General features: G+C 59.1%; 19 protein-coding genes. 11 read left to right on the top strand and 8 right to left on the bottom strand.

All coding sequences use genetic code 11. The features are described 5' to 3' along the window. Positions 1-50 precede the first annotated feature (50 nt). Both ACA056_RS21810 and ACA056_RS21805 read right to left on the bottom strand, forming a co-directional pair. On the bottom strand, positions 51-1,028 hold the full coding sequence (locus tag ACA056_RS21810) for a Bug family tripartite tricarboxylate transporter substrate binding protein (protein WP_283190139.1): 978 nt from the start codon (positions 1,026-1,028) through the stop codon (positions 51-53). Positions 1,029-1,067: 39 nt separating this feature from the next. Beyond that, positions 1,068-2,360 (bottom strand): OprD family porin, encoded by a 1,293-nt coding sequence (locus ACA056_RS21805; protein ID WP_497267673.1) that lies wholly within the window; start codon positions 2,358-2,360, stop codon positions 1,068-1,070. Between the two features lie 234 nt (positions 2,361-2,594). Between ACA056_RS21805 and ACA056_RS21800 the strand changes: the two genes are divergently transcribed. Together ACA056_RS21800 and ACA056_RS21795 are read left to right on the top strand one after the other, a co-directional pair. After that, positions 2,595-3,266 (top strand): response regulator, encoded by a 672-nt coding sequence (locus ACA056_RS21800; RefSeq protein ID WP_123366793.1) that lies wholly within the window; start codon positions 2,595-2,597, stop codon positions 3,264-3,266. Next, positions 3,259-4,647 (top strand): sensor histidine kinase, encoded by a 1,389-nt coding sequence (locus ACA056_RS21795; RefSeq protein WP_497267671.1) that lies wholly within the window; start codon positions 3,259-3,261, stop codon positions 4,645-4,647. Before ACA056_RS21800 ends, ACA056_RS21795 begins: the two co-directional genes overlap by 8 nt. A 122-nt stretch (positions 4,648-4,769) precedes the next feature. Here ACA056_RS21795 and ACA056_RS21790 read toward each other — a convergent pair whose 3' ends face one another. Both ACA056_RS21790 and ygfZ read right to left on the bottom strand, forming a co-directional pair. Then, positions 4,770-5,591 carry an HDOD domain-containing protein gene (locus ACA056_RS21790; RefSeq protein ID WP_497267669.1) on the bottom strand — a complete coding sequence of 274 codons (822 nt, stop codon included), beginning with the start codon at positions 5,589-5,591 and terminating at the stop codon, positions 4,770-4,772. A gap of 35 nt (positions 5,592-5,626) precedes the next feature. Then, a complete protein-coding gene (gene ygfZ / locus ACA056_RS21785) occupies positions 5,627-6,568 on the bottom strand; it encodes a CAF17-like 4Fe-4S cluster assembly/insertion protein YgfZ (RefSeq protein WP_497267667.1) in 942 nt (313 codons plus the stop codon). 148 nt (positions 6,569-6,716) lie between these two features. On the opposite strand from ygfZ, the gene ACA056_RS21780 reads away from it, so the two are divergent. Next, positions 6,717-6,971 carry an FAD assembly factor SdhE gene (locus ACA056_RS21780; protein ID WP_007944081.1) on the top strand — a complete coding sequence of 85 codons (255 nt, stop codon included), beginning with the start codon at positions 6,717-6,719 and terminating at the stop codon, positions 6,969-6,971. After that, positions 6,955-7,407 carry a protein YgfX gene (locus ACA056_RS21775; RefSeq protein WP_497267665.1) on the top strand — a complete coding sequence of 151 codons (453 nt, stop codon included), beginning with the start codon at positions 6,955-6,957 and terminating at the stop codon, positions 7,405-7,407. The genes ACA056_RS21780 and ACA056_RS21775 overlap by 17 nt, the downstream gene beginning before the upstream one ends. Here the strand turns inward: ACA056_RS21775 and nadB are convergent. Continuing rightward, positions 7,376-8,992 (bottom strand): L-aspartate oxidase, encoded by a 1,617-nt coding sequence (gene nadB / locus ACA056_RS21770; RefSeq protein WP_497267663.1) that lies wholly within the window; start codon positions 8,990-8,992, stop codon positions 7,376-7,378. The two genes, ACA056_RS21775 and nadB, sit on opposite strands and share 32 nt — an antisense overlap. A 558-nt stretch (positions 8,993-9,550) precedes the next feature. Here nadB and rpoE point away from each other — a divergent pair. The 4 genes from rpoE (at position 9,551) to ACA056_RS21750 (ending at position 13,324) form a co-directional block, all read left to right on the top strand. After that, positions 9,551-10,132 carry an RNA polymerase sigma factor RpoE/AlgU gene (gene rpoE, locus ACA056_RS21765; protein WP_007944079.1) on the top strand — a complete coding sequence of 194 codons (582 nt, stop codon included), beginning with the start codon at positions 9,551-9,553 and terminating at the stop codon, positions 10,130-10,132. A gap of 30 nt (positions 10,133-10,162) precedes the next feature. Next, positions 10,163-10,750, top strand: a complete 588-nt coding sequence (locus ACA056_RS21760; protein WP_033054066.1) for a sigma-E factor negative regulatory protein — start codon at positions 10,163-10,165, stop codon at positions 10,748-10,750. An 8-nt stretch (positions 10,751-10,758) separates the two neighbouring features. Beyond that, positions 10,759-11,715, top strand: a complete 957-nt coding sequence (locus ACA056_RS21755; RefSeq protein WP_497267660.1) for a MucB/RseB C-terminal domain-containing protein — start codon at positions 10,759-10,761, stop codon at positions 11,713-11,715. Between the two features lie 181 nt (positions 11,716-11,896). Next, a complete protein-coding gene (locus tag ACA056_RS21750; protein WP_497267658.1) occupies positions 11,897-13,324 on the top strand; it encodes a DegQ family serine endoprotease in 1,428 nt (475 codons plus the stop codon). A 66-nt stretch (positions 13,325-13,390) separates the two neighbouring features. On the opposite strand, the gene ACA056_RS21745 is transcribed toward ACA056_RS21750, so the two are convergent. After that, positions 13,391-14,824, bottom strand: coding sequence for a M48 family metalloprotease (locus tag ACA056_RS21745; protein ID WP_497267656.1), 1,434 nt, complete (start codon positions 14,822-14,824; stop codon positions 13,391-13,393). A 98-nt stretch (positions 14,825-14,922) separates the two neighbouring features. Here ACA056_RS21745 and ACA056_RS21740 point away from each other — a divergent pair, with 98 nt between their 5' ends. After that, complete coding sequence (locus ACA056_RS21740) at positions 14,923-15,162, top strand: sulfurtransferase TusA family protein (RefSeq protein WP_497267654.1); 240 nt, start codon at positions 14,923-14,925, stop codon at positions 15,160-15,162. Between the two features lie 31 nt (positions 15,163-15,193). Continuing rightward, positions 15,194-16,264 (top strand): AI-2E family transporter, encoded by a 1,071-nt coding sequence (locus tag ACA056_RS21735; protein ID WP_046055715.1) that lies wholly within the window; start codon positions 15,194-15,196, stop codon positions 16,262-16,264. A gap of 37 nt (positions 16,265-16,301) precedes the next feature. Here ACA056_RS21735 and ACA056_RS21730 read toward each other — a convergent pair whose 3' ends face one another. Together ACA056_RS21730 and ACA056_RS21725 are read right to left on the bottom strand one after the other, a co-directional pair. Beyond that, positions 16,302-16,775 carry a peroxiredoxin gene (locus tag ACA056_RS21730; RefSeq protein WP_033054060.1) on the bottom strand — a complete coding sequence of 158 codons (474 nt, stop codon included), beginning with the start codon at positions 16,773-16,775 and terminating at the stop codon, positions 16,302-16,304. Positions 16,776-16,785: 10 nt separating this feature from the next. After that, positions 16,786-17,346 carry a glycine cleavage system transcriptional repressor gene (locus ACA056_RS21725; RefSeq protein ID WP_008034925.1) on the bottom strand — a complete coding sequence of 187 codons (561 nt, stop codon included), beginning with the start codon at positions 17,344-17,346 and terminating at the stop codon, positions 16,786-16,788. Between the two features lie 328 nt (positions 17,347-17,674). Here ACA056_RS21725 and dapA point away from each other — a divergent pair, with 328 nt between their 5' ends. Then, positions 17,675-18,553: a 4-hydroxy-tetrahydrodipicolinate synthase gene (dapA, locus tag ACA056_RS21720; protein WP_497267651.1), complete on the top strand. Its 879-nt coding sequence runs from the start codon at positions 17,675-17,677 to the stop codon at positions 18,551-18,553. The last annotated feature ends 11 nt before the right edge of the window (positions 18,554-18,564 follow it).

Here is an 18,564-nt window from a genome sequence, read left to right as displayed (position 1 = left end):
CTGTGCCACAGCCCTCCAGAACGGGGGCCGCAGCCGCTAGACAGAGGCGATCACTGAATCAGGCCGAACTCTTTGGCCAGCACTTTGTAGTCCGCAACCTGCTTCTTCACGTAGGTGTCCAGCTCCGGGCCGGTCATGGCGAACGGGAAGAGCTCACGTTGATCGCGCAACTTGGCGAACTCTTCAGAAGCCAGCAGCTTGTCGAAAGCGTCTTTCCACCAGGCGTAGTCTTCGTCGCTGACCTTTGGCCCGAGGTAGAAGCCGCGAACCACTGGCCAGACGATGTCGTAGCCTTGTTCTTTGGCGGTCGGAATGTCTTTCATTTCCGGCTCGTCCAGACGCTTCTCGGAGAACACGGCCAGCAGGCGCATGTCCCCGCTCTGGATGTGCGGCATGGAGTCGGAGATGTCGGTGCTGCCAACCTGGATGTGGCCGCCGAGCAGGGCGGTGGCGATTTCACCGCCGCCTTCGAGGGCGACGTAACGCAGGTCACGCGGGTTGATCCCGGCAGCCTTGGCGATCAGCGCGGTCTGCATCCAGTCCTGGCTGCCAACGGTGCCGCCGGAGCCGATCACCACTTTGCTCGGATCTTTCTTCAACGCCTGAACCAGATCGTCCAGGGTCTTGTAAGGCGAATCGCTTTTCACCGCGATGGCGCCGTAGCTTGTTCCAACCGCCGCCAGCCAGCGCACGGCGTTTTCATCGAAACGGCCGAACTTGCCTTGGGCCAGGTTCAACAGCGAACCGCTGGACCACGCCACCAACGTGCCGGCATCGGCTGGACGCTGAGCGACCACCGCGTTGTACGCCACCGCGCCAACACCGCCGGGCATGTAGGTCACGCGCATTGGTTTAGTCAGCAGTTTCTGATTCACCAGCGCGCTTTGCGCCAGCTTGCAGGTCAGGTCGAAACCGCCGCCTGGCGAGGCCGGGGCGATGCATTCCGGGCGTTTGGGTTCGGCGAGCAATTGGCCGGCGAACAGCAGGGCGCTGGCGGTGAGAGCAACTTTACGCAGTGATAAGTTCATTCAAGTCTCCTTGGGAGTTGTTGTTATAGGTGTACTGAATTACCAAAGGGCAACGCTATAGCTCACCAGCAGACGCACTTCATTGGCATCGCGAGCGGAGTAGTTGGAACGGTAAGTGGCATTGCGCAGGCGCACGGCGACATCCTTGAGCGCGCCGCTTTGTACGACGTATTTGATTTCGGTGTTGCGTTCCCACTCTTTGCCTTCGTCACCGTTCTTGAGCTTGATGTTGTCACCGCTCAGGTAACGGCTCATGAAACTCAGGCCGGGAACCCCAAGCTTGGCGAAGTCAAAGTCGTAACGTGCCTGCCAGGAGCGCTCTTCGGCGCCGGCAAAGTCGTTGATCTGAACGAAGTTGACCAAGTACGGGTCACTGCCATCGACATAAGGGAACGCGCTGTCGCCGGACATGTGCTGGTAGCCGGCGCTGAATTTATGCCCGCTCAAGGCATAGCTCGCCAGGCCATTGAGGGATTTGTTGTCGATCTTGCCGCCACGGGCCGCGCCCTGGTCGTCACTGATGGCCAGTCGCAGGTCGGTGCCGAACGTCCCCGGGCCGAACGGCTGCGAGGCGACCATGCCGAGGAAGTGCTGGTTGTAGACTTCATCGAGTTGCGCGAAGTGGTAGCTGCCGGTGATTTTGTCGGTGAACTTGTAGTCCACGCCGCCAAAGTCGAAATGCTTGCCGGCTGCGGTGCCAGCGAAGCGGCTGTTCTTGTTGTTGAGGGCAATGTCCTCGAAATCGGTGCTGTCGCGGTCCTTGGCTTTCTCCAGACGCCCGCCGGTGAAGGTCAGGTTCTTGATCTCTTTGGAGGTCAGCAGGCCGCCTTCGAAGGTCTGCGGCAGGATGCGCCCGTCGTTGGGCTTGAGGATCGGCAGTTCCGGAATCAGGCTGCCGATTTTCAGTTCGGTGGCGGAGATCTTCACTTTGCCGGTCAGGCCAAGCTTGGAGTACTCATCGGCTGCGCGGCCGTCGTCATGGGTTGGCAGCAGGCCGGTGCCGGTGCGGTCGGGACTCGAATCGAGTTTGACCCCCAGCATGCCCAGCGCATCGACACCGAACCCCACGGCGCCGTCGGTGTAACCCGATTGCAGATTGAGCATGAACCCCTGAGCCCATTCGTCCCGCTTGGATTGCTGGGCGCTGGTACCGTCGCGAAAGTCGCGGTTGAAATACATGTTGCGGGTTTCAAGGGTTGCCGTACTGTCTTCAAAGAAGGCAGCCTGGCTCAACGGCGAAAAGCCGGCGAGGGCGGCGGCACTGGCAAGGGCGGTGTGGCTGAGGCGGGAAAAGCGAGCAGGCGGGCAAGCCTGAAGCTGCATGGACAGCATCTTGAAGTACTCCGTTTATTGTTCTTATTGGCGAAAACGCTTCGAGGCGTTTTTCGTACGCTATGTGCGGTAGCGACGGGCAGTCGAAACTGTCCGTGGCTGGACTCTAACCGGCGAACCTTTCGCTAACCTTTCAGCTGACTTTCACGGTTTTCGGGCTTCACAGCGGCGGTTGCGGCTGTAAACTCCGCGCCAAAGAATGGCGTCGACCATCCCTGAATGAGGTAAAGATCCATGCGTGTTCTGCTCGTCGAAGACCACCTGCAGCTCGCCGAAAGTGTCGCCCAGGCGCTCAAGAGCACCGGGTTGACCGTGGATGTGCTGCACGACGGAGTGGCGGCCGACCTGGCGTTGAGCAGCGAGGAATACGCCATGGCGATCCTCGACGTCGGCCTGCCGCGCATGGATGGTTTCGAAGTGCTGGCGCGCCTGCGGGCGCGGGGCAAGAACCTGCCGGTGTTGATGTTGACCGCCCGCAGCGACGTCAAGGACCGGGTCCACGGCCTGAACCTCGGCGCCGACGATTACCTGGCCAAACCTTTCGAACTGACCGAACTCGAAGCCCGGGTCAAAGCCTTGCTGCGCCGCAGTGTGCTCGGCGGTGAACGCCAGCAGCGCTGCGGTGTGCTGGCCTATGACCTGGACACTCGGCGCTTCACCCTCGGCGAAGAATTGCTGACCCTGACTTCCCGCGAGCAGGCCGTGCTCGAAGCCCTGATCGCCCGTCCCGGTCGGGTGATGAGCAAGGAGCAACTGGCCTCGCAAGTGTTCGGTCTGGACGAAGAGGCCAGCCCCGACGCCATCGAGATCTATGTCCATCGCCTGCGCAAAAAGCTCGATGGCCAACCGGTGGTCATCGTGACCTTCCGCGGTCTCGGCTACTTGCTGGAAAGCCGCGATGCATAAGCCCAGCAGCCTGCGCTGGCGGTTGCTGTGGAATCTGGCGTTGTTGCTGGTGGTGTTGATGTTGGCCAGTGGTTTGAGCGCTTACTGGAACGGTCGCGAAGCCGCCGACACCGCCTATGACCGGACCTTGCTGGCCTCGGCGCGGACCATCGCTGCTGGTGTTTCCCAGCGCGACGGCTCGCTGAGCGCCGACGTGCCGTACGTGGCCCTCGACACGTTCGCGTACGACAGTGCGGGACGGATTTTTTACCTGGTCAACGACATCAATCAGAAGCTGATCTCCGGTTACGAAAACCTTCCGCCTCCGCCGCCGGGCACGCCGCGCACCGATGACTATCCGGCACTGGCGCGTTTCTATAACGCCAAGTACCAGGGGCAGAACGTGCGCGTGGTGAGCCTGCTCAAACCCGTGAGCGAGCCGAACATGAACGGCATGGCGGAAATCCGCGTGGCGGAAACCGATGAAGCGCGGGTCAGCATGGCCCGCAGCCTGGCGGCGGACACGTTATTGCGTCTGGGCATGCTGGCGGTGGGTGCGTTGTTGTTGGTGTGGTTTGCTGTCAGCGCCGCGTTGCGTCCGCTGGAACGCTTGCGCACCGCGGTGGAAGAACGTCAGCCGGACGATCTGCGGCCATTACCGTTGGTGGAAGTGCAGCACGAATTATGGCCGCTGGTGCGCGCGCTCAATCACTTTACCGAGCGCCTGCGCGGGCAGTTCGAGCGTCAGGCGCAGTTCATCGCCGATGCCGCCCATGAGCTGCGTACGCCCCTGGCGGCGCTCAAGGCACGACTGGAACTGGGTTTGCGCTCGACCGAACCTGAAACCTGGCGCAATACGTTGGAAACCGCCGCCCAAGGCACGGATCGTCTGACCCACCTTGCCAATCAATTGCTCTCGCTGGCACGGGTCGAAAATGGTGCCCGGGCCATCGCCGAGGGTGGCGCGCAGTTGCTTGATCTCAGTCAGCTGGCTCGCGAACTCGGCATGGCCATGGCACCGCTGGCCCACGCACGCGGTGTGGCGCTGGCGCTGGAAGCGGACGAACCGGTGTGGTTGCGCGGCGAGCCAACGCTGTTGAACGAACTGTTGAGCAATCTGGTGGATAACGCGCTGGCGCACACGCCATCGGGTGGCAACGTGATTCTTCGGGTCACGGCACCGGCCGTGTTGGAGGTCGAGGACGATGGCCCAGGCATTCCTCTTGAAGAGCGCGATCGGGTGTTCGAGCGCTTTTACCGGCGCAACCAGCAGGTGGCCGGTTCGGGGTTGGGACTGGCGATTGTTGGCGAAATCTGCCGCGCGCACTTGGCTCAAATCAGCCTGCACGATGGCGAGCAGGCCGGGTTGAAGGTGCGGGTGAGTTTTATCGCTGGGGAGTGAACGCATTCTCTGTGGCGAGGGGGCTTGTCGGAACGCCGCATCGCCCCGTTCGGCTGCGCAGCAGTCGCGGCTTTTGGGACCGCTATGCGGTCCAACGGGGGCAAGCCCCCTCGCCACAATTATCAGTAAAACATCGACCGCGACTCTTCCAGATCGCGGCACATCGCCTCGTTCTCTGGATCAATCCCCAGCTTTTTGAACGCCGGCACGCTGAATGCGTCGATGCGCGCGAGGGGATGGTCGGTGTCCTTGTGGCAATACAGGCTGGCTACTTGCACCAGATCGACATAATCGACCCGCTCGGACTGTCGATTGAAGTCCAGATAAAGTCCCGGCACCTGTACCAGCATTTCCGGAAACTCCCAGACCCTGAGCAGTTTGTCGCCGAGCAATGGATGAATGTGATCAATCACATGGTTGAGGCTGACCGGGTCAGCCAGCAGTTCATAGTGATCTTCGGCGTAGGTCAGGATCGGCAACACACCGATCTGATGCACCAGTCCGCCAAGGGCTGCCTGATCGGGCTTGAGTTGCGTGTACCTGCGGCACAATGCATAGCTGATCCCGGCGATTTCCAGGCTTTTGCGCCAGACATCGCGCATTTTCTGTTCTACCACCTCGGAGCGGGCATGGAAAATCTGTTCCATGACCAGACCAATGGCCAGGTTGCTGCTGTAATTGATGCCCAGTCGAGTAATCGCCGTGTGCAGGTCAGTGACTTCCTGTGTCGCGCGCAACAGCGGGCTATTGACCACTTTGATCAGACGCGCCGACAGCGCGGTATCGCGGCCGATCACTTTGCTCAGGGTGCTGACACTGATTTCCGGGTCTTCAGCGGCCTTGCGAATCTGCAGGGCCACTTCCGGTAACGTTGGCAGAACCAGGTCATCGTTATCGATGGCCTCAACCAAATCCTGTTGGACCTTATCCGCCAGCTCGCTCATTTCTTTTCTCTAGGGTGTTGCAACAAGTGCTGCGGTTAACGCTGAATTTCGCGATCGCGATCCAGTTGATAAGGCAGGTCGAGCAGGTGCAGGGCTGGCCCTTCGAGCGCGCCCAGATGGATATCACCTCCTTCCGCTGCTTCGGCTTGCAGCACGGCCAGAAGTTCAATGTTTTTCCCGGCGTTGGCGGCCAGCACCACTTCGCCGATAGAGCTGCCGTGGGTAGGGGAGAACAGTGGTGTGCCAGGTTCAGGCAATTCGCTGGCATCCAGTGTCAGGCGATACAAGCGGCGCTTGAGTTTGCCCAGGTACTGCATGCGCGCGACGATTTCCTGGCCGGTGTAGCAACCTTTCTTGAAGCTCACGCCACCCACGGCTTGCAGATTGAGCATCTGCGGGATGAACAACTCGCGAGTGCTCGGCATGACCTGGCCGATCCCTGCGCGGATCTGGCCCAACAGCCATTGATTCAGATCGCCTTCGGCCAATACGGCGGACAGCTTGCCCTTGATGACATCGGCCTGGTCGGCGGCGACCCAGAGTTCGGCGCGGTCCGGCGAGACGCGAATGGCGATCAAGCCGTCATTGCGCGCGACGCTGTCGGTATCAGCCGGAAGCTCAAGACCGAGGCTGATCAGTGCCGCATCGCCATGGTCGACGCCGAAGCGGACCCAGGCGGCTCTTTCGTCGGTCAGTTTGGATTTGGAAAACACTGCGTACTTTTTCAGGTCCGCCAGTTGCGGTTCCAGCAGTTCGGTGGCCATGGCCATCAGAACACCGTCGCCTTCCAGCAGGATGCGGAAACTCGACTGCATCCGGCCCTTCTGTGTGCAGCGGGCGCCGAGGCTGGCCTGGGTGTCACTCAGGTAATTGAGGTTGCAGGTCAATTGGCCTTGCAGGAATTTGCCGGCATCCGCGCCGCGTACTGCGAGAACGCCTTCGTGAGACAGGGTGCAGAAAAAAGCAGAATCGGCCATGGGTCATCGCAGGGTAAAGAGTCTGGGGGACATCATAAGGGGGCGCTCTTGAAATGGGTAGTTCACAAAGGATCGTGGTGGCCGACCAAAGCCGAGTGTTCGACTCCGCCTGGGGCTGTATACTTGCCGCCTATTTGAGGAGCGCTCCATGGTCGAAGATGTTGAACTGAATCGCCTCTACTGGCACAGCCGCCGCGGCATGCTTGAGCTTGACGTGTTGCTGGTACCGTTCGTCAAAGAGGTCTATCCGCACCTCAATGATGTCGACCGCGATTGCTACCGCAAGCTGCTCGAATGCGAAGATCAGGACATGTTCGGCTGGTTCATGGAGCGCGCCGAATCGGAAGATCCGGAGCTTCAGCGCATGGTTCGCATGATCCTGGATCGTGTCCAGCCCAAGTAATGCGTTCGAATGCCGCTGGCATGCCTCACGGCATTTGCTGGCGGCGTATCTTCTGGCCCAGCTGTTCGCGCTGGGTTCGCTGTGCCTACTCTCTATACCGGTCTGGGCCAGTCTGCTCGGCGTTGTGCTGTGCGTGATTCACGGCTTTTGGGCGTTGCCGAGGCATATTCTACTGACGCACCCTCAGGCATTTCGCGGCTTGCGTCGCGATGCCGATGGCTGGCAATTGTGGAATCAGGCTACAGGTTGGCAGCCAGTGCAGTTGCGACCGGACAGCTTGGCATTGCCATTGATTGTGGTGCTGCGTTTTCGACTGCGAGACGAGCGGCGGGTCAGATCAATCTGCGTTCCCCGCGACTCGCAGGCGGCGGATCTGCACCGGCGCCTGCGGGTTCGGCTCACGTTCAGTCGACGTAGGTGGGCGGCACCAGAATAGTGTCCAGGGCAATCGGCAGCATGTTCGGATAGTCGAGGGTGTAATGCAGACCGCGACTTTCCTTGCGTTCCATGGCTGACTGGATCATCAGCTCGGCCACTTGGGCCAGGTTACGCAATTCGATCAAGTCCCGACTGACCTTGTAGTTGCTGTAGAACTCGTCGATTTCATCCAGCAACAGACGCACGCGGTGCTGTGCCCGTTGCAAGCGCTTGTTGGTGCGCACGATGCCGACGTAGTCCCACATGAATCGCCGCAGTTCGTCCCAGTTGTGCGCAATGATCACGTCCTCATCGGAGTCGGTGACCTGGCTCGCATCCCAGACGGGCAGGGCGATCGGAACCGAAACCTGCGGCAGCTGCTCAAGAATGTCCGCCGCCGCCGAACGCGCGTAAACGAAACACTCGAGTAACGAGTTGCTGGCCATGCGGTTGGCGCCGTGCAGGCCGGTGAAGCTGGTTTCGCCAATGGCATATAGCCCCGGCACATCGGTGCGACCATGCTGGTCGACCATCACGCCGCCGCAGGTGTAGTGCGCCGCCGGAACCACTGGAATCGGTTGCTTGGTGATGTCGATGGAGAATTCGAGGCAGCGTTCGTACACCGTCGGGAAGTGAGTCTTGATGAACGCTTCCGGCTTGTGGCTGATGTCCAGATAGACACAATCGACGCCCAGGCGCTTCATTTCATGGTCGATGGCCCGGGCGACGATGTCGCGCGGGGCCAGCTCGGCGCGAGGGTCGAAGCGTTGCATGAAGCGTTCGCCGTTGGGCAGCTTCAAGTGTGCGCCTTCGCCGCGCAGGGCTTCGGTGATCAGGAAACTCTTGGCTTGCGGGTGATACAGGCAAGTGGGGTGGAACTGGTTGAACTCCAGATTCGCCACCCGGCAGCCCGAACGCCAGGCCATGGCAATGCCATCACCGCAGGCGCCGTCGGGGTTGCTGGTATAGAGGTAGACCTTTGCTGCGCCGCCCGATGCGAGGATCACGAAGCGAGCGCCGTAGGTGTCGACTTCACCGGTCCCGCGATTGAGGACGTAGGCGCCGAGGCAGCGATCACCTTCAAGGCCCAGGCGCTTTTCGGTGATCAGGTCGATCGCGACTCGCTGCTCCAGCAGTTCGATGTTCGGTCGTTGCCTGGCCTTGTCGAGCAAGGTTCTGAAAATCGCTGCGCCCGTGGCATCGGCGGCATGGATGATGCGCCGATGGCTGTGACCGCCTTCGCGGGTCAGGTGGAACTCGAATCCGCCATCTTCGGTGCCGGACTGCTCATCGCGGGTGAAGGGCACGCCTTGATCGATCAGCCATTGAATCGCCTCTTTACTGTGCTCGACGGTAAAGCGCACGGCGTCTTCGTGGCACAGACCCCCGCCAGCATTGAGGGTGTCATCGACATGTGATTCAACGGTGTCGGTGTCATCCAGGACGGCAGCGACGCCACCCTGCGCCCAGAAAGTCGAGCCATTGGCGAGGTCGCCTTTGCTCAGTACGGCGATGCGCAAATGACCGGGCAAGGTCAGCGCAAGGCTCAAGCCGGCAGCACCGCTGCCAATTACCAGAACATCGTGTTGAAACTGTTGGCTCATTTCAGGATTCCGCTCAAAGCGACCCGGGTCGGGGTTGGCGCAAGACACCTGGATCGGCGAGTCAAGACAGCCACACAGCCCACTAGTATATAGAGGGGGGGAGCGGCACAATAGCGAGCACGCATGGCATTGTGAAACTACTGTGACGGAAAATACCTGACGCTTCGTCGGATGGTTTTTTGGCCGGTTCGGCGACAAGACGACTGTATCAACGATTTAACAGTCTTTTTCTATTCACGGTTGCACAATGTCGATCTTGCGCAGCTATAAATATTTGGAACTTTTGCCAAAGGCCCAAGATCAATAGACCGTTGCCTGATTCAAGGGACAGTGTCGGCTTCAACGCGGGATCTGTGATTTGATCCTTGCCGGCGAATCCGATGACAAGATTATTCGCGCAGCCGGGTTGACCCGCGCTGCGCTTTTCGTGCGTGCCAAATCAGAGCCCGCAGGAAACTTGCTTGGAGGGGGAGAACTTTTGCGAAAAGCCCGAGTCTATGTTTGCAAGTCTGATTGTTTAGTTATGCAAGCCTCCTCCGAGCTTATCGAGGAGTGTTCATGCTAACCCAGGAAGAGGATCAGCAGCTGGTCGAACGCGTTCAGCGCGGCGACAAGCGAGCTTTCGATCTGCTAGTGCTGAAATACCAGCACAAAATTCTCGGGTTGATCGTGCGTTTCGTGCACGACACCCATGAAGCCCAGGATGTGGCGCAGGAAGCCTTTATCAAGGCGTACCGTGCACTTGGAAATTTTCGCGGGGACAGCGCGTTTTATACGTGGCTTTACCGCATCGCCATCAACACGGCGAAAAACTATCTGGTTTCACGCGGCCGTCGGCCGCCGGATAGCGATGTCAGTTCCGAGGATGCAGAGTTCTACGATGGCGATCATGGCCTCAAGGATCTCGAGTCGCCAGAACGTGCATTGCTGCGGGATGAGATCGAAGGCACCGTCCATCGAACCATTCAGCAACTGCCAGAAGATTTGCGTACGGCTTTAACTTTACGTGAATTCGATGGTCTGAGTTACGAGGACATTGCGGCCGTCATGCAATGTCCGGTGGGTACCGTGCGCTCCCGGATTTTCCGCGCTCGGGAAGCCATCGATAAAGCCCTGCAGCCGTTGTTGCAGGAAAACTGAGACAGCGGCGACAGCCAAGAGAGGAACGCCATGAGTCGTGAAGCCCTGCAGGAATCGCTGTCCGCAGTGATGGATAACGAAGCGGACGAATTGGAATTGCGTCGGGTATTGAATGCCTTTGACGATGTTGAAACCCGTGATACCTGGGCTCGTTATCAAATCGCTCGGGCAGTTATGCACAAGGATTTGCTGCTTCCACGTCTGGATATCGCTGCGGCAGTCTCTGCTGCGCTGGCTGACGAAGCTGTACCTGCAAAAGCCTCCCGTGGTCCATGGCGCAGCCTGGGTCGTCTGGCGGTCGCTGCTTCGGTAACCCTCGCCGTGCTGGCAGGTGTTCGTCTGTATAACCAGGACGAGATCGCTGGGGTCGAACTGGCTCAACAATCCAGTCAACCGGGTCTGGCCGTTCCTCAGGTCAAGGGTCCAGCTGTATTAGCAGGCTACAATGAGAGTTCGGAAGCCACTGGCCCTATGGCCAACGGCGTATTGCAAGGTCAGCCAGGCTGGCACGATCAGCGTCTGCCAGGCTACTTGCGCCAACATGCTCAACAGGCTGCACTGAAAGGTACTGAGAGCGCTCTGCCTTACGCTCGTGCAGCAAGTCTGGAAAACCGTTAAGGAGGATCATGCGCGCCATCCCTCTACTTACGCTTCTGCTCGGTGGCTGGTTTGTTGTTCCAGCCCATGCTGATGAAGCCCAGGACTGGTTGACCCGTCTGGGCCAAGCCGAGCAACAGCAAAGCTTTCACGGTACATTCGTCTACGAGCGTAACGGTAGTTTTTCTACCCACAACATCTGGCACCGCGTCCAGGATGGCAAGGTCCGCGAGCGTTTACTCCAGCTCGACGGCTCGGCACAGGAAGTCGTGCGCATTGATGGGCGTACTCAATGCGTCAGCGGCATTCTGATAGCAGGGCTTGGAGATTCCCCCAGCTCCGCTGCTCGTGCACTTGATCCACAAAAGCTAAAGAATTGGTACGACCTTGCCGTCATTGGCAAGTCGCGTGTGGCCGGGCGTGCGGCAGTAATCGTTTCACTGAAACCTCGCGATCAACACCGCTACGGTTTTGAATTGCATCTGGATAAAGAAACCGGCCTGCCTCTCAAATCATTGCTTCTGAATGAACGAGGGCAGTTGCTGGAGCGATTCCAGTTCACGCAACTGGATACCGCCGATATTCCGTCCGACAGCGACTTGCAGCCTGGCGCCGATTGCAAAACGGTTGCTCTCGACAGTGACAAGGCTTCTGCAATCAAGGCCGCGCAAGTATGGCGTTCGGACTGGTTACCACCTGGTTTCGAGCTGACCAGCAGTACCTCCCGCAAGGATCCAGAGACCAAAACCCAAGTCAACAGTCTGATGTATGACGATGGTCTGGCCCGTTTCTCGGTTTTCCTTGAGCCGTTGAATGGCGCAACAATTACTGACACTCGCACCCAGTTGGGGCCGACCGTTGCAGTTTCCCGACGCTTGACTACCCCGCAAGGCGAGATGATGGTGACCGTAGTCGGTGAGATTCCAATTGGCACCGCTGAACGGATTGCGCTATCCATGCGCAGCGACGCCACTGCAACCAAGTAGTGAGCTGAAATCGAAATGTTTGGTGAGCATTTCAACTTGCAATCATCCCCGATTTTTTCTATAGGTCAGAGCCCCTCGGCTCTGGCCTTGTTTGTTGTTCCCGGAACAAAAATACCGGCGTATCGTTCCCGGTGTTCCTTGCTCCATATCGCTTAACCATGCTCGTCGTAACGGGAGCCGTATGTCGATACCACGCTTGAAATCTTATCTTTCTATTTTTGCCACCGTGCTGGTGCTTGGTCAGGCGGTCGCTGTTCAGGCGGCCGAGTTGCCTGACTTCACTCAGTTGGTCGAGCAGGCCTCACCCGCGGTGGTAAACATCAGTACCACGCAGAAACTGCCGGATCGCAAAGTCAATGAGCAGATGCCCGACCTTGAAGGCTTGCCGCCCATGTTGCGCGAGTTCTTCGAACGCGGTATGCCGCCACAGCCGCGTACGCCCCGCGGTGATCGTCAGCGTGAAGCCCAATCCTTGGGGTCGGGTTTCATCATCTCGTCTGATGGCTACATCCTGACCAACAACCATGTGATTGCCGATGCAGACGAAATCCTCGTCCGCCTCGCTGACCGCAGCGAATTGAAAGCCAAACTGGTTGGTACCGATCCACGTTCCGACGTGGCGTTGTTGAAAATCGAAGGCAAGGATCTGCCGGTCCTGAAACTGGGCAAATCTCAGGATCTGAAAGCCGGCCAGTGGGTCGTGGCTATTGGCTCGCCATTCGGTTTCGACCATACCGTGACCCAAGGTATCGTCAGCGCCATCGGTCGCAGCCTGCCGAACGAAAATTATGTGCCGTTCATCCAGACCGACGTGCCGATCAACCCAGGTAACTCTGGTGGTCCGCTGTTCAACCTGGCCGGTGAAGTGGTGGGCATCAACTCGCAGATCTACACCCGTTCCGGCGGCTTCATGGGCGTGTCGTTCGCGATCCCAATCGACGTAGCCATGGACGTTTCCAATCAGCTCAAAAGCGGTGGCAAAGTCAGCCGTGGCTGGTTGGGTGTGGTGATTCAGGAAGTGAACAAGGACCTGGCCGAATCTTTCGGTCTGGATAAGCCAGCCGGCGCGCTGGTGGCTCAGATCCAGGATGACGGCCCGGCTGCCAAGGGTGGCCTGCAAGTAGGGGACGTGATCCTGAGCATGAACGGCCAACCGATCGTCATGTCCGCCGATCTGCCACACCTGGTGGGCGCGCTAAAGGCCGGCTCGAAAGCTGATCTGGAAGTGATTCGCGAAGGCAAGCGCAAGAATGTCGAGTTGACTGTCGGCGCTATCCCGGAAGAAGGCAAAGAGCTGGATGCGCTGCCGAAATCTTCTACCGAGCGCAGCAGCAATCGCCTGGGTGTTTCCGTGGCAGAGTTGACTGATGAGCAGAAGAAAACCTACGACCTCAAAGGCGGCGTCGTGATCAAGGAAGTCCAGGACGGTCCTGCTTCTCTGATTGGCCTGCAGCCAGGCGATGTGATCACTCACCTGAATAATCAGGCAATCGGTTCCGCCAAGGAGTTCACGGATATCGCCAAGGCGCTGCCGAAGAACCGCTCGGTGTCGATGCGGGTTCTGCGTCAAGGACGCGCCAGCTTCATCACCTTCAAACTGGCTGAATAATCCGGTTGTCGGTTCAATAAAAAACCGCCTCGAAAGAGGCGGTTTTTTTGTGCCTGCTGAAAAGTGTCAGCCCATCATGTCCTTGATCATGCGCTCCTGTTCCATCAGCTCTCGTTGCCGTGCATCGATCCGCGACGACAGCGGGAAGTTGGTGCCTGCCTTGCGCTTGGCGAAGTCCAGTTGCTGAATGGCCTGACGGTAATCCCCGACCAGGGCGAAATACTCGGCGCGGGCCTGATGCAGTCCGATGATGTTGCCTGACAGGCCGCGAGTCTCGGCCACCATGTACCAGACGTCCGGATCGTCAGGACGGCTCTTGAGCAGATTCTCCAGTGCTTTTTCCGCGTCGGGCGCACGGTTCTGCTTGAGCAGCAGGTCAACACGCACCGAATTCAGCGGATAGTTGCCGGGATACTGCGTCAACATCCGGTCAACCCGGGACTGGGCGTCCGGCAGGCGATTATTGGTAATGTCCAGATCGACCTGCGCCAGATTGTAGATGATCTCGTTCGGCGACTTGGCCAGAAGCAGCTTGAGGTTTTCCCGTGCTTCATTCAGCTGGCCGCCCTTGATCTGGGCGATGGCCAGGCCATAGCGAGCGACATCATTTTTCGGGTTTTCATCAAGCTGGGCGCGAAAGCGTTTGGCGCCCAGGCCTGGGGTTTCTTCATAGATCAACTGGACCCGTGCACGAATCAACTGATAACGCACCGTGTCTTCGATACCGCCCGCTTTGGCCTGCTCGGCGCGATTGCGCGTGTCAGCGATCCGCGACTCGGTCACCGGGTGAGTCAGCAGAAATTCCGGTGGCTTGGCGTCAAAGCGGTATTGGCGCGCCAATCGCTCGAACATGGTCGGCATCGAGCGCGGATCGTAACCGGCCTTTTCCAGATTGAGGATGCCAATGCGGTCAGCTTCCTGTTCGTTCTGGCGTGAGAAACGCCGTTGTTCCTGGATGGCTGCCGCCTGCGTGCCCGCAATGGCCGCGATCCCGGCATCGCCGGCGCCAGCTGCGGCAATCACGATCCCGGCCAGCAGCGCGGCCATCATCGGCACCTGCATGCGCTGTTGGGCTTCGACGCCACGGGCGAAGTGGCGCTGCGACAAGTGAGCCAATTCGTGAGCGAGGACCGAGGCATATTCGCCTTCGGTCTGGGCATTGAGGAACAAGCCGCCGTTAACCCCGACAATGCCGCCCGGTGCGGCGAAGGCGTTGAGTTGCGGGCTGTTGATCAGGATGAATTCCAGGCGCCGGTCATTGACCTGGCTGGTCTCTACCAGCCTGTAGACGCTGGATTCGACGTAGTCCTTGAGCTGTGGATCGTTGAGCTGCGAAACCTGGCTGCGCAACAGCGCCAGCCAGGCACGGCCCAACTGATGTTCCTGTTGCGGCGAGACGATGGCAGAACTGGCGTCGCCGAGTGACGGCAGGTCGTCGGCGAAGCCCGGTGAGGCGAGCAGGCAAGCGAGCGTCAGCAGGGTAGGGCGCAAAAAAGTCATGCACAAAGCCTTAGTCGACAAAGACCTTACTGTAGCCGGACACTACGCTTCGGACCAGATATTCTAGCCGCTCGACCACCTGCCCCCGGAGTGATGCAATGACCGACGCTGTAGCCCATGACGCCGAGCTCGACGCCAGCGGCTTGAATTGCCCCTTGCCGTTGCTCAAGGCCAAGATGGAACTCAATCGACTGGCCAGCGGGGCAGTGCTGAAGGTAATCGCCACCGATGCGGGCTCACAGCGCGACTTCCGCACCTTTGCCCGATTGGCTGGTCATACGCTGCTTCGTGAAGAAGATGACTCGGGTGTTTATCGCTACTGGTTGAAAAAAGCCTGAATTCTGCTGCGTTCGTTTCTAAGGATTATTGATGTTCAAAGTGTTACGCGACTGGATTCAGCGCTACTTCTCCGATGAAGAGGCCGTGGTGCTGGCGGTCCTGCTGTTTCTGGCGTTTACCGCCGTGCTAACGCTGGGCGGCATGCTTGCGCCAGTGCTGGCCGGGATGGTGCTGGCGTATCTGATGCAAGGGTTGGTCGTCACTCTCGAACGCCTGCGCATGCCGGGCGGGGTGGCGGTGGGATTAGTCTTTGCGTTGTTCATGGGGCTATTGCTGGTGTTCATCGTGGTTGTGGTGCCGTTGCTCTGGCATCAGTTGATTACGCTGTTCAACGAGTTACCCGGCATGCTCGCCAAATGGCAGTCGCTGTTACTGCTGCTGCCCGAGCGCTATCCGCATCTGGTGTCCGATGAGCAGGTGCTGCAAGCCATCGAAGTGGCGCGGGGCGAGATTGGCAAGTTCGGTCAGTGGGCGCTGACGTTTTCGCTGTCGAGTCTGCCGCTGCTGGTGAACATCATGATCTACCTGGTGCTGGTGCCGATCCTGGTGTTTTTCTTTCTCAAGGACCGGGAGATGATCGGTCAGTGGGTGCGTGGCTACTTGCCCCGTGAGCGGGCGCTGATCACCCGCGTCGCTCATGAGATGAACCGGCAGATTGCCAATTACATTCGCGGCAAGGTCATCGAGATTTTCATTTGCGGTGGCGTGACCTACATCGGTTTCGTTGTTCTGGGCCTCAACTACGCGGCGCTGCTGGCATTACTGGTGGGCGTGTCGGTGGTGGTGCCTTACGTCGGCGCAGTGGTGGTGACCGTGCCGGTCATGTTGATTGCGCTGTTCCAGTGGGGCTGGAGCGATCAGTTCATCTATTTGATGGCGGTCTACGGGATCATCCAGACGCTGGACGGCAACGTGCTGGTGCCGCTGCTGTTCTCGGAAGCGGTCAATCTGCATCCGGTAGCGATCATCTGCGCGGTATTGTTGTTTGGCGGGCTGTGGGGCTTTTGGGGCGTGTTCTTTGCGATTCCGTTGGCGACCCTGTTCAAAGCTGTGCTGGACGCGTGGCCGCGCAAAGAGCCGGTGGTGGCACCGCTGTTGTGAAGCGTCTGTGGGAGCTGGCTCCCACAGACGTCAACGATCAGGCCTTGTTCAGCGCCTGAGCCGCAGCCAAGACCGCATCCACATGGCCTGGCACCTTCACACCACGCCATTCCTGACGCAGCACACCGTCCTTGTCGATCAGGAACGTGCTGCGATCAACGCCCATATATTCTTTGCCGTAGAGTTTTTTCAGCTTGATCACGTCGAACTGCTGGCAGAGTGCTTCTTCCTTGTCGCTGATCAGCTCGAAGGTGAACGCCTGCTTGGCCTTGAAGTTTTCGTGTGATTTAAGGCTGTCGCGGGACACGCCAAAGACTTCGGTATTGGCGGCTTTAAAGGCATCGAGCTGGTCACGAAAGCCCTGACCCTGGGTGGTGCAGCCTGGCGTGCTGTCCTTCGGATAGAAGTAAATCACCACCTGCTTGCCTTTGAGGCTCGCGAGGCTGACGGTCTGCCCGCTGGTGGCGGGTGCTTCGAAGTCGGCAACCGGTTGGTCGATGGCAACGGCCATGAAAGCTTCCTTACATTGGGTTTTGTGGGCGCCACGGTTCGATCAGGGCATCCAGGTTCAGCGCGTCGGCGAAATCCAGGAACTGATCGCGCAGCCAGCTGATCTGCACACCGGCCGGCAAGGTCACGGTAAACGTGGCATTGAGCATGGTGCCGCCGGTTTGCGGAGCCTGATAGGTGTCGCAGGTCAGGTTTTCCAGCTCGACGTTGTGGTCCATGAAGAACTGGCACAGCTCGTTGATGATGTCCGAGCGGTAAGCCGAGCTGACATAGGCGACGTATGGCAGGGCCTGAGGACGATTCTCCAGTGCCGCGCTGCGCACAACATTAACGGTGAAGGCGTGCTTCTTGGCGAGGCTCGGCAGGCTCCCTTCGAGGCGAGCCAGGGCGTCCCAGCTGCCGGAGATCTCGAGGATCAACGCACTGCACTCGCCATGACGCGTCAGGCGAGAGGTGACAACGGCGCAGCGGTTTTCATGGCTGGCGCGGCACAGGACGTTAGTCAGCTCCATGGGGTTGGCGCCGAGGGCACTGATGACAAGGAATTGTTCGCGAACTGTGGGGGTGGACATGCAGCATTCCTAAAGCGATGAGCGGTCGATACTTCTACGGGCTTTTTTTACCGGGGGCGAGCCTGCGGATGCGAATTCAGAAAACCCGGGCCGAAGGTTGCAACGTGCTCCAGAGTGACAGGAGCGAGGGGTGGCAACGCTGGATCGGGGCTTGTGATGCCGAAAATGGAGGCTGGAACCCGGCGTACGAGCTTATCAGTACCGATCAAAGTCTGAAGGGTAGCGAAAAGCAGCGCCAAGGGGAATGGCAGCAGCGCAGTACTTCGCTTGTACAAGCATCTTGGCGCCAGTACCATTACCGCTCTCTTTTTCCGGCAGGAGCGGTTGCATGATTGCGGGCAGTATGGTGGCACTGGTCACACCCATGGATGCACAAGGTCGTCTCGACTGGGACAGCCTGAGCAAACTGGTGGACTTTCACCTGCAGAACGGCACCCACGCGATCGTGGCGGTCGGCACTACAGGTGAATCGGCCACCCTTGACGTGAACGAGCACATCGAAGTGATTCGTTACGTGGTGAAGCAGGTTGCAGGGCGCATTCCTGTGATCGCCGGTACCGGCGCCAACTCGACGCGCGAAGCCATCGAGCTGACCACCAATGCGAAGACCGCCGGCGCCGATGCTTGCCTGCTGGTGACGCCGTATTACAACAAGCCGACCCAGGAAGGCTTGTACCAGCACTTCAAGGCCATCGCCGAAGCCGTCGACATCCCGCAGATCCTTTATAACGTGCCCGGCCGTACGGCGTGCGACATGCTGGCCGAAACCGTGATCCGCCTGTCGACCGTGAAAAACATCATCGGCATCAAGGAAGCCACCGGCGACCTGTCCCGTGCCAAGGCCATCATCGACGGCGTGAGCAAAGATTTCCTGGTGATCTCCGGTGATGACGCCACCGCAGTCGAGCTGATGCTGCTTGGCGGCAAAGGCAACATTTCAGTGACCGCCAACGTTGCGCCGCGCGACATGGCCGACCTGTGCAACGCTGCTCTGAAAGGCGATGCCGTGACGGCCCGCGCGATTCACGAAAAGCTGATGCCACTCAATAAAACCCTGTTTATCGAATCCAACCCTATCCCCGTGAAATGGGCACTGCATGAAATGGGCTTGATGCCGGACGGTATCCGTCTGCCGCTCACCTGGCTCAGTGCTGCCTGTCACGAACCGCTGCGGCAGGCCATGCGCCAGTCCGGCGTCCTGGTTTAATTGAGGAAGTA

Source organism: Pseudomonas sp. LBUM1666, assembly GCF_059695775.1.
The sequence above is the reverse complement of the archived record's forward strand: the minus strand, read 5'-3'. Positions and strand labels throughout refer to the sequence as shown.

What these genes read in the sequence shown, in the direction of transcription:
- ACA056_RS21780 (WP_007944081.1), top strand. Translation starts at nt 6,717, where the DNA reads ATGGTCGAAGATGTTGAACTGAATCGCCTCTACTGGCACAGCCGCCGC.
- nadB (WP_497267663.1), bottom strand. Translation starts at nt 8,992, where the DNA reads ATGAGCCAACAGTTTCAACACGATGTTCTGGTAATTGGCAGCGGTGCT.
- ACA056_RS21795 (WP_497267671.1), top strand. Translation starts at nt 3,259, where the DNA reads ATGCATAAGCCCAGCAGCCTGCGCTGGCGGTTGCTGTGGAATCTGGCG.
- ACA056_RS21810 (WP_283190139.1), bottom strand. Translation starts at nt 1,028, where the DNA reads ATGAACTTATCACTGCGTAAAGTTGCTCTCACCGCCAGCGCCCTGCTG.
- ACA056_RS21725 (WP_008034925.1), bottom strand. Translation starts at nt 17,346, where the DNA reads ATGTCCACCCCCACAGTTCGCGAACAATTCCTTGTCATCAGTGCCCTC.
- ACA056_RS21735 (WP_046055715.1), top strand. Translation starts at nt 15,194, where the DNA reads ATGTTCAAAGTGTTACGCGACTGGATTCAGCGCTACTTCTCCGATGAA.
- ACA056_RS21740 (WP_497267654.1), top strand. Translation starts at nt 14,923, where the DNA reads ATGACCGACGCTGTAGCCCATGACGCCGAGCTCGACGCCAGCGGCTTG.
- ACA056_RS21760 (WP_033054066.1), top strand. Translation starts at nt 10,163, where the DNA reads ATGAGTCGTGAAGCCCTGCAGGAATCGCTGTCCGCAGTGATGGATAAC.
- dapA (WP_497267651.1), top strand. Translation starts at nt 17,675, where the DNA reads ATGATTGCGGGCAGTATGGTGGCACTGGTCACACCCATGGATGCACAA.
- ACA056_RS21750 (WP_497267658.1), top strand. Translation starts at nt 11,897, where the DNA reads ATGTCGATACCACGCTTGAAATCTTATCTTTCTATTTTTGCCACCGTG.
- ACA056_RS21790 (WP_497267669.1), bottom strand. Translation starts at nt 5,591, where the DNA reads ATGAGCGAGCTGGCGGATAAGGTCCAACAGGATTTGGTTGAGGCCATC.
- ACA056_RS21805 (WP_497267673.1), bottom strand. Translation starts at nt 2,360, where the DNA reads ATGCTGTCCATGCAGCTTCAGGCTTGCCCGCCTGCTCGCTTTTCCCGC.
- ACA056_RS21755 (WP_497267660.1), top strand. Translation starts at nt 10,759, where the DNA reads ATGCGCGCCATCCCTCTACTTACGCTTCTGCTCGGTGGCTGGTTTGTT.
- ACA056_RS21730 (WP_033054060.1), bottom strand. Translation starts at nt 16,775, where the DNA reads ATGGCCGTTGCCATCGACCAACCGGTTGCCGACTTCGAAGCACCCGCC.
- ACA056_RS21745 (WP_497267656.1), bottom strand. Translation starts at nt 14,824, where the DNA reads ATGACTTTTTTGCGCCCTACCCTGCTGACGCTCGCTTGCCTGCTCGCC.
- ACA056_RS21800 (WP_123366793.1), top strand. Translation starts at nt 2,595, where the DNA reads ATGCGTGTTCTGCTCGTCGAAGACCACCTGCAGCTCGCCGAAAGTGTC.
- rpoE (WP_007944079.1), top strand. Translation starts at nt 9,551, where the DNA reads ATGCTAACCCAGGAAGAGGATCAGCAGCTGGTCGAACGCGTTCAGCGC.
- ygfZ (WP_497267667.1), bottom strand. Translation starts at nt 6,568, where the DNA reads ATGGCCGATTCTGCTTTTTTCTGCACCCTGTCTCACGAAGGCGTTCTC.